Annotated in this window: 16 protein-coding genes and 1 tRNA gene; 8 read left to right on the top strand and 9 right to left on the bottom strand. The window is 63.0% G+C overall.

Annotated elements, in window-relative coordinates; translation table 11 throughout:
- Positions 1–6: 6 nt before the first annotated feature.
- The 3 genes from H0241_RS02615 to H0241_RS02605 form a co-directional block, all read right to left on the bottom strand.
- Complete coding sequence (locus H0241_RS02615) at positions 7–696, bottom strand: outer membrane protein (RefSeq protein ID WP_181055863.1); 690 nt, start codon at positions 694–696, stop codon at positions 7–9.
- Positions 697–900: 204 nt separating this feature from the next.
- Positions 901–976: transfer RNA gene (locus H0241_RS02610), tRNA-Lys, on the bottom strand.
- A gap of 106 nt (positions 977–1,082) precedes the next feature.
- Positions 1,083–1,991: a PhzF family phenazine biosynthesis protein gene (locus H0241_RS02605; protein WP_181055862.1), complete on the bottom strand. Its 909-nt coding sequence runs from the start codon at positions 1,989–1,991 to the stop codon at positions 1,083–1,085.
- A 113-nt stretch (positions 1,992–2,104) separates the two neighbouring features.
- On the opposite strand from H0241_RS02605, the gene H0241_RS02600 reads away from it, so the two are divergent.
- From H0241_RS02600 to H0241_RS02590, 3 genes are read left to right on the top strand one after another with little or no spacing between them, the layout of a single operon-like run.
- The gene (locus H0241_RS02600; protein ID WP_181055861.1) at positions 2,105–3,394 is read left to right on the top strand and encodes an efflux RND transporter periplasmic adaptor subunit; all 1,290 of its coding nucleotides are present in this window, start codon (positions 2,105–2,107) and stop codon (positions 3,392–3,394) included.
- Positions 3,395–3,398: 4 nt separating this feature from the next.
- On the top strand, positions 3,399–4,106 hold the full coding sequence (locus tag H0241_RS02595; RefSeq protein ID WP_181055860.1) for an ABC transporter ATP-binding protein: 708 nt from the start codon (positions 3,399–3,401) through the stop codon (positions 4,104–4,106).
- A 2-nt stretch (positions 4,107–4,108) separates the two neighbouring features.
- Positions 4,109–5,326 carry an ABC transporter permease gene (locus tag H0241_RS02590; RefSeq protein ID WP_181055859.1) on the top strand — a complete coding sequence of 406 codons (1,218 nt, stop codon included), beginning with the start codon at positions 4,109–4,111 and terminating at the stop codon, positions 5,324–5,326.
- A 174-nt stretch (positions 5,327–5,500) separates the two neighbouring features.
- Here H0241_RS02590 and H0241_RS02585 read toward each other — a convergent pair whose 3' ends face one another.
- Positions 5,501–5,977, bottom strand: coding sequence for an Lrp/AsnC family transcriptional regulator (locus H0241_RS02585; protein WP_181055858.1), 477 nt, complete (start codon positions 5,975–5,977; stop codon positions 5,501–5,503).
- Positions 5,978–6,123: 146 nt separating this feature from the next.
- On the opposite strand from H0241_RS02585, the gene H0241_RS02580 reads away from it, so the two are divergent.
- A complete protein-coding gene (locus H0241_RS02580; protein WP_181055857.1) occupies positions 6,124–7,227 on the top strand; it encodes a 1-aminocyclopropane-1-carboxylate deaminase in 1,104 nt (367 codons plus the stop codon).
- A 4-nt stretch (positions 7,228–7,231) separates the two neighbouring features.
- On the opposite strand, the gene H0241_RS02575 is transcribed toward H0241_RS02580, so the two are convergent.
- Both H0241_RS02575 and H0241_RS02570 read right to left on the bottom strand, forming a co-directional pair.
- The gene (locus H0241_RS02575) at positions 7,232–7,957 is read right to left on the bottom strand and encodes an NUDIX hydrolase (RefSeq protein WP_181055856.1); all 726 of its coding nucleotides are present in this window, start codon (positions 7,955–7,957) and stop codon (positions 7,232–7,234) included.
- Between the two features lie 2 nt (positions 7,958–7,959).
- Entirely contained in the window at positions 7,960–9,072 is a 1,113-nt protein-coding gene (locus tag H0241_RS02570; RefSeq protein ID WP_181055855.1) for an endonuclease/exonuclease/phosphatase family protein, read from the bottom strand.
- A 167-nt stretch (positions 9,073–9,239) separates the two neighbouring features.
- On the opposite strand from H0241_RS02570, the gene H0241_RS02565 reads away from it, so the two are divergent.
- Both H0241_RS02565 and H0241_RS02560 read left to right on the top strand, forming a co-directional pair.
- Positions 9,240–9,836, top strand: a complete 597-nt coding sequence (locus H0241_RS02565; protein WP_181055854.1) for a BA14K family protein — start codon at positions 9,240–9,242, stop codon at positions 9,834–9,836.
- A 169-nt stretch (positions 9,837–10,005) separates the two neighbouring features.
- The gene (locus H0241_RS02560) at positions 10,006–10,290 is read left to right on the top strand and encodes a PilZ domain-containing protein (protein ID WP_181055853.1); all 285 of its coding nucleotides are present in this window, start codon (positions 10,006–10,008) and stop codon (positions 10,288–10,290) included.
- 78 nt (positions 10,291–10,368) lie between these two features.
- Here the strand turns inward: H0241_RS02560 and ilvC are convergent, their stop codons facing one another.
- A complete protein-coding gene (ilvC, locus tag H0241_RS02555) occupies positions 10,369–11,388 on the bottom strand; it encodes a ketol-acid reductoisomerase (protein WP_181055852.1) in 1,020 nt (339 codons plus the stop codon).
- Between the two features lie 26 nt (positions 11,389–11,414).
- On the bottom strand, positions 11,415–12,032 hold the full coding sequence (locus tag H0241_RS02550; protein ID WP_181056153.1) for a TetR/AcrR family transcriptional regulator: 618 nt from the start codon (positions 12,030–12,032) through the stop codon (positions 11,415–11,417).
- A gap of 187 nt (positions 12,033–12,219) precedes the next feature.
- On the opposite strand from H0241_RS02550, the gene H0241_RS02545 reads away from it, so the two are divergent.
- Complete coding sequence (locus H0241_RS02545) at positions 12,220–12,651, top strand: DUF1772 domain-containing protein (protein ID WP_181056152.1); 432 nt, start codon at positions 12,220–12,222, stop codon at positions 12,649–12,651.
- A 27-nt stretch (positions 12,652–12,678) separates the two neighbouring features.
- Here the strand turns inward: H0241_RS02545 and H0241_RS02540 are convergent, their stop codons facing one another.
- On the bottom strand, positions 12,679–13,137 hold the full coding sequence (locus tag H0241_RS02540) for a MarR family winged helix-turn-helix transcriptional regulator (protein ID WP_181055851.1): 459 nt from the start codon (positions 13,135–13,137) through the stop codon (positions 12,679–12,681).
- 97 nt (positions 13,138–13,234) lie between these two features.
- Between H0241_RS02540 and H0241_RS02535 the strand changes: the two genes are divergently transcribed.
- Positions 13,235–13,540, top strand: coding sequence for a Rieske (2Fe-2S) protein (locus tag H0241_RS02535; protein WP_181055850.1), 306 nt, complete (start codon positions 13,235–13,237; stop codon positions 13,538–13,540).
- Position 13,541 lies beyond the last annotated feature (1 nt).

Here is a 13,541-nt window from a genome sequence, read left to right as displayed (position 1 = left end):
CCGAAATCAGAACTTGTAGCTAAGTCCAACGCGAACATCATTGGTGGTCAGATCAAGCCTGACTTGCTCCGTCGGGAAGGCAAACAGCGGAGGTTGCGATTTACGGCCATAATCGGAATAGCGGTATTCGACGCGCGCAATCAAATTGTCGGTCACGGCATATTCAAGTCCGGCGCCTGCCGTCCAACCAACCATGTTATCGCTGTTCTCGGTCGACACACCTAGAATATTGGTTGCGCCGGAGTAATGACCGATAGCAAGACCGCCAGTTACAAATGGCAGGAAACGATCGAATGCGTAGCCAGCACGCAGGCGCGCTGACCCAAACCATTTTAATTCACTGCTCGCGGTCGGACCGGGAAAAGCAGGAAACGTGCCGTCCCCATCGGCGCTGGCGAAATTGGCATCAGCTTCGATGCCGACGACGTAGTTGCCATTGAACTGGTAGTTATAGCCAACATAGGCACCGCCAAAGCCGCCTTTGGGATCGACGGAGGCGCTGAGGAAGGGGGGGCCAGCCGGAGACCCGGCGCCGTCGTAAGTTGAATTTCCCCAAAGGTACCCGGCCTCCGCACCCACATAGAGACCGGTCCAGGAATAAGCCGCAGGCTCGGTCGGCAGCGGGGAAAGGTCCGCCGCCAATGCGGGAGTGGCAAATGCAAGCGAAGCAAGAAAGGCAAATTTCAGTGTGCGCATCGGGCCATTCCTTGGGGTGTAAGCGAAAACCGATGACTCGTTTGTATCCGATCCCATGAAAAGCGATGTAACGTTTCTGCCACAATTGAGATTTGTTTGATCGGCACCCAGATCGCTAGGCAAACCTGCCCCATGATTGAGGCATGCCGAGGCGCGTCAACGCGTCCCGCATTCCAAGGTCTTCCACCAATTTTCTTGAAAATTTGGTGGGTGCGCACAGGATTGAACTGTGGACCCGCTGATTAAGAGTCAGCTGCTCTACCAACTGAGCTACGCACCCACTCGACCGGTAAAACCGGCGTTGGCGGGCATATAGCCGCCGATACCGGTCCTGTCCAGCCCTGCCGGAATCATTTCCCGACAAATAGCTGAACTGCCGCAGGCGGTCAGACGAACAGCTTGCCTTCCGCCACCTTGATGGCATGGCCGCCGATGCGCGCAGAGGCCAGTTTTCCGCCTTCGACAGTGAGTTCGAGGCGGATGCGCGACGGGCGGCCCATCTCCAGCCCTTGCTCGATCCACAGCTGCGAAATACCGTCGGTTGGCGCGTCGAAATGCATGATGGCGCCGGCAAAGGCCGCTGCCGCCGAACCGGTCGCCGGATCTTCGTAGGACGGCGTGCCCGGCACGATCATGCGGACATGGAAGGCGCTGTCGTGGTTCACCGTCTGGCGGCAATAGACATACGGGCTGGCGAAGGCCCATTCGCTCTTGCGCGGCGCGAGTTCCGACCAGGCCTGGTTGTCCAGCTTGATCCGGCCCGCAGCCTCCAGATTGGCGACAGGGATGGTCACGTAAGGCACGCCGGCGGACCAGAACGACACCAGATGATTCTCGAAGCCGATTTCATGCGGCGCCAGGCCAAGGGCTGCGCCAATCGCTTGCGGATCGGCATCGAGCTCTAGCGGTTCCGGCAGTTTCGCCAGGTCGAACTCGGCAAAGGTGGCGCCATCGTGCCGGCTGACGGCGCAGCGCACCGGGCCGATATTCTCCTCCAGCACGAAGATGCCGGCTTCGCCCTCGCCTGCCAGTTCGGCCAGCGCGATCGCCGCGCCGACGGTCGGGTGGCCGGCAAACGGCATTTCATAGTCGGGCGTGAAAATGCGGATGCGGTTGCGATGTTTTGGATTGTCCGGCGGCAGCACGAAGACCGATTCGGACAGGTTGAACTCGCGCGCAATGGCCTGCATGGCGGCCGTGTCCAAACCTTTGCTATCCAGCACGACAGCCAGCGGATTCCCGGCCAGCCGTTCCGTCGTAAACACATCATAAAGCAAGTAATTGCGCGTCTGCATCTTGGAAAACCTTCCGCCTCAATCCGAACATGGCCGAAATTTAATTTGATATTCGAACCGCTAAGCCTGATCTGTGCATCTATAGGGACATTACGCTTTCATAGGGGTCCAGCGTGGACCAGCTTGTCAATCTGCCAAAGACGGAATCGGATTCCGCCATCGAAGCGGCACTTGGGCTAGACCAGAACGGCGTGCGCAAGAAGCGCCGCCGCGGCTGGCTTTACGCGCTGCTGGCGCTGATCGCGGTTGCCTCTGGCCTCGCCGGCTACCAATGGTATGCCGGCTCTCCCGCCAAGATCGACTACACCACCACGCCGGCCACAATTGCCGATCTTACCGTCGCGGTGTCGGCGACCGGCACGCTGCAGCCGCTCACCCAGGTCGACATATCGAGCGAGCTCTCCGGCATCATCCGTTCGGTGTCCGTCGAGGAGAACCAGCAGGTCAAGAAGGGCGACGTGCTGGCGACGCTCGACACGGTGAAGCTCGAGGTCCAGATCGAGCGCGCCGAGGCCTCGGCCAAGGCCGCGGCCGCCAATGTCGAGGACGCCACGGTAACGCTGGCCGAGAACGAGAAGGCGCTGGTGCGCGCCGCCGAACTGACCAAGCGCGGCATGGCCACCGACCAGTCGCTCGAGGCGGCAACCGCCACGCGCGACCGCTCCAAGGCAGCGCTCGACAGTGCTGAGGCCAATCTTGCCATCGCCCAGGCCGACCTCAAGGCGCAGCAGACCGACCTTGCCAAGAGCACCATCTACGCGCCGATCGACGGCATCGTGCTGACGCGTTCGGTCGACCCCGGCCAGACGGTCGCCTCCTCGCTGCAGGCGCCGGTGCTGTTCATCATCGCCGCCGATCTCAGAAACATGGAACTGGTGGCGGCGGTCGACGAAGCCGATATCGGCGCGGTCAAGGCCGGCCAGCATGCACGTTTCACCGTCGATGCCTTTCCGGAGCGGCCGTTCGACGCCGAGATCCGCGACATCTCCTACGCCTCGGTCACCACCGACGGCGTCGTCACCTACAATGCGCGGTTGGAGGTCAATAACAATGAGTTGCTGCTGCGGCCCGGCATGACCGCCACCGTTTCGGTCGTGACCAGGCAGGCCAAGGGCGTACTCACCGTGCCCTCCACCGCTTTCCGCTATCGGCCGGCACAGCAAGCCGCCCGCGCCTTGAGCCTGAGCGACCTGTTTACCGGCCGCATGGGCCGCCCCGGCGGCGACCGCCGCCAGCAGGTGGCGGTGCCCACCGACGGCTCACGCACGCTCTATTTGCTGGAGAACGGCCGGCCGCATCCGGTCAACGTCAAGATCGGCTCCACCGACGGCGAACTGACCGAGATCACGTCCGGCCTCGACGAAGGCGCTCAGGTGATCACCGCCTCACAGCTGCGGAGCTGACGCCGTGGCCGCGAATGCTGCCCTCATCGGCTTCGACACGGTCTGGAAGAGTTATGGCCAAGGCGAAGCCAAAGTGCATGCGCTGGCCGGCGTCGACCTTGCCATCCAGCGCGGCGAATTCGTCGCCATTATGGGTCCGTCCGGTTCGGGCAAGTCGACGGCGATGAACATCATCGGCTGCCTCGATACGCCGACCGCTGGAACCTACTCCTTCATGGGCATCGATGCCGGCCGGCTCGACCGCAACCGCCGCGCGCTTCTGCGCAATCTCTACATCGGCTTCGTCTTCCAGGGCTACAATCTGTTGCCGCGCACCACTGCGGCGGAAAATGTCGAGCTGCCGCTGATCTATCGCGGCGCGCCTGCCCGCGAGCGCCGCGACCTTGCCATGCAGGCGCTGGCCGAGGTCGGTCTTGTCGGGCGCGAGCATCACACGCCGGCCGAACTCTCCGGCGGCCAGCAGCAGCGCGTGGCGATCGCCCGCGCTATCGTCACCAGGCCGACGCTGCTCGTCGCCGACGAGCCGACCGGCAATCTCGACACCGCCCGCACACACGAGATCATGGAACTGCTGACGCGGCTGAATCGCGACCTCGGCCTGACCATCGCCATGGTCACCCACGAGGCCGACGTCGCTGACTATGCCGAGCGCACCATCCGCTTCCTCGACGGCCACGTCGCTTCCGATTCCTCGAAACTGGAAGTGGCCTAACCGTGATCTGGGAAACCGTCCGCCTGTCGCTGCGCTCCATCCGCCGCAATGTGCTGCGCTCGTTCCTGACGCTGCTCGGCATCGTCATCGGTGTCGCCGCCGTCATCGCCATGCTGACCATCGGCTCCGGCACCACGGCCAAGGTCAAGTCCGACATTGCCAAGCTTGGCTCGAATCTGCTGGTCGTGCGCCCTGGCCGCCCTGCAAGCACTGGCGGGCCGGGAGGTCTCGACCAGGCGGTGCGGCCGCTGGCCGACAAGGATGTTGCAGCCCTCGTCGCGCATCTGACCGGAGCGCGCGCCATTGCGCCGGCTTCGCAGAAACAAGTCCGCGTCATCTTCGGCACCGAGAGCCTGACCTCGGGCGTCACCGGCACCGACAGCGCCTATCTCGACGCCCGCGACTGGAAGTTGGTCTCCGGCCGGCCGTTCTCGGATTCCGAGACACGCTCCGGCACCGGCGTGTGCCTGATCGGCGAGACGGTGCGCCAGCAGTTCTTCGGCGCCGGCGAGCCCGATGGCGAGATCATTCGCGTCAACCGCACCTCGTGCAAGATCATCGGCCTGCTCGAACCCAAGGGCTACACCGGCTTTGGCCAGGACCAGGACAATGTCGTGTTGATGCCGCTTGCCGCCTACCAGCGGCGCATTGCCGGCAATCGCGACATCGACAACATCTACGTCGCTGCCGACGACCGCACGCCGACCACCGAACTGCAGCCGCGCGTCGAGGACATCTTGCGCGACACAAGGCGCATCACGCCCGACCGCGAAGACGATTTCTCGATCCGCGACATGACCCAGATCGCCGACGCCATGGCCAGCGCCACCACCACCATGACCGGCATGCTGGGCGCGGTGGCCGGCGTCAGCCTGCTGGTCGGCGGCATCGGCATTATGAACATCATGCTGGTGTCGGTGACCGAACGCACGCGCGAGATCGGCATCAGGCTCGCCATCGGCGCGCATGAAAAGCACATCCTCATCCAGTTCCTGGTCGAGGCGACGGTCCTGTCGCTGCTCGGCGGCATCATCGGCATCCTGATCGGCCTGGCATTGGCCGGCCTCGCTTCGGCGGCGCTGACCATACCGTTCGCGCCAAGCCCGGCAGTCATCCTGCTCGCCGTCGGCTTTTCCGCTTTGATCGGCATGGTGTTCGGCTTCTTCCCGGCACTGCGCGGCGCCAGGCTCGATCCGATCGACGCGCTGCGGCACGAATAAGCGCCAGATCAGCTCCACCGTCACCGGCGATTTCCAGGCGGTCGTCGGCCAGACGATGGGGACCGCGATGGGTGGGCTGCTGGGTCTCGGCTTAATCCTGTTTGTCGCCGCAGCCCGCAGCGATCGCAAGGCGGCGCAGCAAAAAGCGCAACGCTGAGCTACGCTTGAAGCCTGTCAGAACGGCAGTCGCGCATTCTCCTTGACCTCCTTCATGACGAAGAAAGTCCGGGTTTGCCGAACGCCTGGTAACGCGATCAGTTTTTGCCCATGCAGCTTGTTGAAATCCGCCATGTCGCGGACCCTGATCTTCAGGAGATAGTCGAAGTCGCCGGCCACGAGATTGCAGTCCAGCACCTCCTTGAGCTCGAGCACAGCCGCTTCGAAAGCGGCGAAGCTTTCCGGTGTCGAGCGATCGAGCACGACGCCGACCATCACCAGCGCGCCAAGGCCGACCGCGACCGGCGCGATTTCCGCCCTCACCCCTGATATGAAACCCTCCTCGAACAGGCGTTGCGTGCGCCTATGGCAGGTGGCGGCGCTGACATTGACGCGGGCCGCCAGCTCCGCATTGGTCAGCCGTCCCTCGGCCTGAAGGGCGCGCAGGATTTTCATGTCGATCCGGTCAAGAGCCTGTGTGGAAGATTCTTCCATTTCGATGATCCTTCATGGATGATCTGGGCAACCAGATCGCTCATTTGTGAAGCATGTAAAAACCCTTGACGCAAGTTCGAGAGCACCTTTCGCATAACTGCGCCTATCTTCAGCCGACCGAAAACGACCATGGCGGAGGCAGATCGATGTCACTTCTCGCAAAGTTCGAACGTTATCCCCTGACCTTCGGCACGACGCCGATCGAGCATCTGCCGCGGCTGAGCGCGGCGCTGGGCGGCAAAGTGCAGGTCTACGCCAAGCGCGACGATTGCAATTCCGGGCTCGCCATGGGCGGCAACAAATTGCGCAAGCTCGAATACATCGTGCCGGACGCCATTGCCTCCGGCGCCGACACATTGGTGTCGATCGGTGGCGTCCAGTCGAACCACACCCGCATGGTCGCCGCGACCGCCGCCAAGATCGGCATGAAGTGCGTGGTGATCCAGGAGAAATGGGTGCCCCATTATGATGCGGTCTACGATCGGGTCGGAAACATCCTGCTGACGCGGCTGATGGGCGCCGACAGCCGGCTTGTCGATGACGGTTTCGACATCGGCATCCGCAAGAGCTGGGAGGACGCCATCCAGTCGGTGAAGGACGCCGGCGGCAAACCCTATCCGATCCCGGCCGGCGCCTCCGTGCACAAATTCGGCGGGCTGGGCTATGTCGGCTTTGCCGAAGAGGTGGCGAACCAGGAAGCCGAACTCGGCTTTACCTTCGACTACATCATCGTGTGCGTGGTGACCGGGTCGACGCAGGCCGGCATGGTCGTCGGCTTTGCCGCTCAAGGTCGCGCCGACCGCGTGATCGGCATCGACGCCTCGGGGACACTGGACCAGACCCGCGCCCAGGTCCGGCGCATCGTCGATGACACCGCCGCCCTCGTCGGACTCGGCCGCGCTGTGCGCGACGACGAAATCGTCATCAACCCCGACTATGCCTATCCGGCCTACGGTGTTCCCTCGAACGAGACCAACGACGCGATCCGGCTGGCGGCCCGCACCGAGGCCATGATCACCGACCCGGTCTATGAGGGAAAGTCGATGCAGGGCCTGATCGATCTGACCCGCAAGGGCTTCTTCCCCGAGGGGTCAAAAATTCTCTACGCGCATCTCGGCGGCGCGCCGGCGATCAACGGCTACAGCTACTACTACAAGGACGACGGCGCCCCGACCCGGCCGCAACCGGCAGCGATCTCTGAACCTCGGGAAAGCGAGTCACAGGAGACGCTGCCGCCGCTGTTTCCGTGACAGGTCAGGGGTCCTCGCCACCGTTGGCAAAATGCCACTCGATCAGCGGCTTCATATGCGGCGCCAGCCCTTCCGGCAGATCTTCCGCATGGCGGATGATCACCGGTCCTTCGATCTCGGGATCGGCCTCGGTGGCGACGAAGGCCGAGATGCGCCGCGCGATCTCACTGGCCGGCGCATCGACGTGGTAGCGGCGGAAGAGAACCGTGCCGGTCGAAGTCGACAGCGCATGGTAGCGCCTGCCGCGCGCGGCGCCTGTCAGGTCAAGCCCGGTCTCCTCGCGCACTTCGCGGATCATGTTGAAATCGACATCGACGCGGCCGTCGCGAAAATCGATCGGCTCGAACGAGCCAGCGGCGAAATAGACACTGCCGGCGCCGACCGTGTGCGAGCCCATGCGGATCGCCACCAGCGCATTGTCGCCGGCGACCAGCATGGCGTGGCCATAGGCGTGCTCGGCGCCGGTCCCCTGCCGGTTCTTGCGCCACAGCATGAAGGTCGAATACTTCACCGCGTGACAGCGCCCGACGAGATGGTTGTCGCCCCAGGAGAGCGCCGAGAGCAGCACCACGGTGCCGTCGAACAGTGCCGGCTTGGCAGCGATTTCCCGGCGCCAGTTATCAGTGATGGCCTGTGCATTGTCGCGCTCGAACGGATGCGGGCCCGGGTCGAGCCGAACGTCGATTTCATCGACCGGCAGGATGACGTTGCGCGGCAGGTCGAAACTCACGCTCAGGCCATGTCCAGGGTGATCGCCACCGGACAATGGTCCGAGGCCTTCGGCCGGTCCCAGCCGGCGCGTGGAAAGCGTTCCACCGCCTGGCCGGCCGGAAAGATGGTGCGCCAGGGCTGGCCGTTGCGGATGATGTCGGGAACGGCGGTCGCATTCTTCGCCGCCAGCCCTTTCGACAACAGGATGTAGTCGAGCTGGCACAGATGCCGCTCCTTCGGTCCGCGCGTGTGATAGAAACTCCAGCGGTCCATCTCCGGCCGCCGCTCGACGACATTCTCGCAAAAGCCGCCGGCGGTAAGCACATTGAGACAGGACTGGCTCTCGTCGATCACCTGGAAGCGGTAACCGTCGACGGCGTCGCCCTCGATCTTCACCCGCTGCCGGTAGTCGTTCATGTCACCGCAGATCGCCCAGCGCTTGTCGGCGGCGTGATCCTTGCTGAAGCGCTCCTCGATGATGTGTCGTACCGCCTGTGCCTCGGCGACGCGCATCGGCATCGTCGCTTCGCGACCGTCGAGCCCGTTGCGCGGCGAGCCCATCGATTTGAAATGCACGAGATAAAGCGTCAGCGGCACGCCGCCGACCTTGATGTCGACCTCGAGGCAGTCGCGCCGGAAGATGCGCTCATTGGCTTGATGCCCGAGTTCGGCCAGTTCCGGCGTGAACAGGCCGAACTGTTCGAAGGTGACATAGGCATGGCTGGTCATGCGCACGAATTCGATCGGCTGGCCCTGCGCGGTCTCGTTGCGCATCATCACGGCAACATCGATGCCGCGCGAATCATTGCCGGAGGTGGTGTATTTCTGCCGGTAGCCCTCACCCACCATCTTGAAGAGATAGCCATATTCGAAGGCCTTCAGCGCCTCGATATTGTCGACCTCCTGCATGCAGATGATGTCCGCGCGCGTGGCAGCTATCGCCAGCGCCGTCAGCTGGCGCGTATCGTCGGACTGCGCGATGGCGCGCGCCTGCTCCAGCATCCTGTATTCGGCCTCGCTCTGGATGTCGAAAAGCGCCAGCGTGCGGTCTTCGTTGAGCTGGTTGCGGTAGCCGGAGAAATCGAACCTGTTCATCAGGTTTTCGACATTGAAGGTAGCGAGGCGTAGCGACATGGCCGTGACCTTTGCCTGCAAGCGGCGTCGAAAACAAGGGCTTCGCCCTTGCTCGCCTGGGTTGATGGAACCTTTTTGTTCATCCTCCGTTCAGATGGAAAGTTCCATCAATAGGCTTCTTCCCTGGGGTATTCTGGGCGTGGGGCCTGTATCGATTGGAGAGTGCAATGAACTCGCTCTTTTCTTCCACGGTCAAATCCGGGCTGATAGCGCTCGGTCTCGTCTCGGGTCTCACGGCGCCGTCCGCCGCCGGCCCGATCCTGCAGCCAAACCTGTCTGTGCCGACAAGCACAGCAGCCCCGACGGTCACGCCGGTTCGCGACGACTGGGCGGGCGGCAATGACCGCCGCTCCTTTAACGATTGGCGGTGGCGCCGCCACGACGGCCGTCGCTTTTCCCGGTCAGGCAACTGGAACAACGGCAACTGGAATAATGGCGGCAACTGGGATGGCGGCGACAACTGGCGCTGGCGCCATCATCGCCATCGTCACGGCCGCGATTTTGATAGCGGCGCCGCCGCGGTTCTCGGCCTCGGCCTGGGTCTCGGCCTCGGCAGCATCTACAACAACGGCTACTATAATAACCGCTACTACAATGACGGCTACTACGTGCAGCCGGCGCCCCGCCGCTATTATCGTACGCAGCGTCTTTCCAGCGCCCATGTCCAGTGGTGCTATGACCGCTACCGGTCTTACCGGTCCTGGGACAACACGTTCCAGCCCTACAATGGCCCGCGCCAGCAATGCTGGTCGCCCTATAGCTGAACTATAGGCGACAATGCACAACGGCGCCGCCCATCGCGGCGCCGTTTCCATTTGGGAGAGAGGCCTGGAGACGATCGTCGCTAACCATATGTTTATCGGCTCAGCCTATCCATGATACGGTTCCCTCATCTGACGATCGCGCCGATCCGGTCGCGAAGGACGTGCCGTCATGGCCGACGACGAATTGAGAAACAAACACCGGGCGCGCGTGCTGAAAGGCGCGACGATCCTGACCGGCATCACCAATTCCGAGATCACGTGCACGGTGCGCAACATGCATGCAGGCGGCGCCGAGCTGAAAGTGCCGATCGACGCGCGCGTGCCGGACGAGTTCCTGCTGTATGTGCCGGTCGACGGCATCGGCTACAAGGCCATCGTGCGCTGGCGCCGCGACGACCGCATCGGCGTCGAGTTCACCGGCACCGAGCCGAAGCCGCACTGGCACTATGGCTGAGTGCCCTTACGCAGCGAACTGACGAAAAAGCCGGCGGATCACTCCGCCGGCTTTGCTGTTCAACGCTGAAATCGCGAATTAGTTTTTTGCCTTGTCGACCAGCTTGTTCTTCGAGATCCAGGGCATCATAGCACGCAGCTTGGCGCCGACTTCCTCGATCTGATGGCTGTCATTGTTGCGGCGGATGCCCTTGAAGCGCGACATGCCGGCGCGATATTCCTGCATCCATTCAGAGGTGAACTTGCCGGTCTGGATGTCCTTCAGCACGCGCTTCATCTCGGCCTTGGTCTCGGCGGTGATGATGCGCGGGCCCGAGACATATTCGCCCCATTCGGCGGTGTTCGAGATCGAGTAGTTCATGTTGGCGATGCCGCCTTCATAGATCAGGTCGACGATCAGCTTGACCTCGTGCAGGCACTCGAAATAGGCCATTTCCGGTGCGTAGCCGGCTTCCACCAGCGTCTCGAAACCGGCTCGGATCAGTTCAACCAGACCGCCGCACAGAACCACCTGCTCGCCGAACAGATCGGTCTCGCATTCCTCGCGGAAATTAGTCTCGATGATGCCCGAACGACCGCCGCCGACGCCGCAGGCGTAGGACAGAGCGAGATCGAGCGCATTGCCCGAAGCGTCCTGGTTGACGGCGACCAGGCACGGCACGCCGCCACCCTTCTGGTATTCGCCGCGCACCGTGTGGCCGGGGCCCTTCGGCGCGATCATGACGACGTCAACCGAAGCCTTCGGCTCGATCAGGCCGAAATGCACGTTGAGGCCGTGCGCGAAGGCGATTGCGGCACCGTCACGGATGTTCGGCGCGATTTCTGATCTGTAGATGTCGGCCTGCAACTCGTCGGGCGTCGCCATCATCATCAGGTCGGCCCATTTGGCGGCGTCCGCCACGCTCATCACCTTGAGCCCGTCGGCCTCGACCTTCTTGGCGGTCGCCGAGCCGGCCTTGAGGCCGATGGCGATCTCCTTGGCGCCGGAATCCTTGAGGTTGAGCGCATGTGCCCGGCCCTGGCTGCCATAGCCGATGATGGCGACCTTCTTGCCCTTGATCAGGTTGAGATCGGCGTCGCGATCGTAATAGACACGCATTTTGGTCTTCCTTCCCGTTTTATGAATCAGAGGCCTTGCGGCCCGGTTTTTGCTCCGAAAAGAGCGAGAAACTGTTGCGTTGCCCGGACGGCATCGCCGCCGATCGCCGCTTCAGTCAATTCCAGCCGGTCGCCGAGCAGCAAGCGTATCTGCACGTCGCGGGCGACCAGCCCGAAAAAGCTGCGGAACGCCGTTTCGGCATCCGCGAAATCGAGCAACCCGGCCTGCTTGCCGGCAAGCAGCACCGGCTTCAGCCGCCTGGCCAGCGCGAATCGGCCATTCTCCAGCACGATGGCGCCGAGATCGTCCTTGCCGGATCCGGCGTGGCCGACAGCGACACGGTTCAGCGCGATGGAAGTGTCGCTCGAAATCACCTTCAGCCAGTCAGAAGCGAAACCTTCGAGGCTTGCCGTCAGCGAAGTGAGATCGAGCCTCTCGCCGTCGACCGGCACGACACGCACTTTCGAGGCCTGCCACTGAACCGTCGCCGTCAACAGCCCATCGCGGTCGCCGAACCATTTGTAGAGCGTTTCCTTGGAGCAGCTGGCGCGGCGCGCCACCGCGGTCATAGTCAGGTTGTCACCCTCCTCGACCAGCAGGCGCAAGGCCGCGTCGAGAACGGCCTTCTGCCGCTCCGTCAGCATCGCGCTGGTGTCGATGTCGGCGTTTGCCTGCAACACGGTTGTTCCTCGGGCACTGCCGGCCGGCAAATGCGGCAGGCGTACCGTACGTTACGGTTCGGCACCTCTATGGCGTATTGTCCTTGGCCTTGCAAGCCCCTATTTCTGTTCGGACAGTTCACTTCACGCCTGCCCTCGGGGAACGAAGATGCTGACCGGATTGCTTGCCTTGACGGTCGCTGCCGCATTCTCCGGCGCCGCGATCTATGTCAGCGTCGCAGAGCAACCGGCGCGGCTTGGCCTCGACGATAAGGCGCTGCTCAGGGAATGGCAGCCTTCCTACAAGCGCGGCGCGGCTATGCAGGCATCGATCGCCATCGTTGCCTTCCTTCTCGGCCTGATCGCCTGGTGGCAGACCGGTGGCTTCGCCTTCTTGCTCGGCGCTGTGTTGATCATCCTGCCCTGGCCGTGGACGCTGATGGTGATGATGCCGACCAACAAGGTGCTGGAGGCGATGGACGCAAGTGCCGACAATCCGCAAGCCAGGGCCTTGATCGTCAAATGGGGCAGCCTGCACCTGATGCGCGCCGGACTGGGTGTGCTGGCGACGCTGGCCTTTCTCTGGGGCAGCCATCCGGCCTGACAGCCAGAGGCCCGCAGCGCGGCGTGCTCAGTCCGTTGCAGGCGGCAGGCGCAGACGGCCGAGCAATGCCGACACCGTGCGCAACTCGTCCGCCGAGAGCTTTGCACCAACCAGCTCCATGATCGAGCGCCCGTAGACCGCCCACATCCGCCGCCGCGTCTCACGGCCCTTGGCCGAAATGCGGATGGTCTGACCGCGTCCGTCATCGGCCGCCTTCAGTTTTTCGACCAGTCCGTCGGCCTCGAGCCGCGCCAGCAGCCGTGAGATGTTGTACTGCGCAAACAGCGTGCGCTCGATCAGCTGGAACGGTCGCAGCCCGCCCTCGCCCGCCTCTGCAAGCTCGTGCAGCACGTCGTACCAGGCGAGCGGCGGCAAGCCGCTGTCCTTCAAAGCCTCTTCAGCCTGTTCGATGAGCTGGCGTGAAACCCGCATCAGGCGCGCCCAGGCCTTGATGGCTTCGGGCGAAGGCGTGGCTGTTTTGGTCATGGCTCATCCTAGACGATAGATGCAATTGCATCAAGCTTGACGATCAATGCATCTGCATCTATATTAATGCAATTGCATCAATCGCCCGAGGAATCCCATGAAACACGAAATCTGCAAACTCGCCGATATTCCGCCGACAGGCAGCCTGATCGCGCCGTTCTTCGGCCGCGAGGTCCATGTCTGGCGCAGCGGTGATCGCATCCGCGCCGCCGCCAATGTCTGTTTGCATTTCGGCGGGCCGCTCGACTGCAAGGACGGCAAGCTGGTCTGCCAATGGCACGGCGCCGCCTTCGACATGGCATCAGGCGACCGGCTCGAGGGTCCGGCGCCAAAAGCATCCCGCCTGATGTTCCTGTCGACGCGCGTCGAGGACGGTTCGTTAAACTATGTCTGGGGCGAGTGAC

This window comes from Mesorhizobium neociceri (assembly GCF_013520985.1).
Taxonomy (GTDB): domain Bacteria; phylum Pseudomonadota; class Alphaproteobacteria; order Rhizobiales; family Rhizobiaceae; genus Mesorhizobium; species Mesorhizobium neociceri.
Note: the sequence above shows the minus strand (reverse complement) of the source record. Positions and strands in the feature narration are given on the sequence as shown.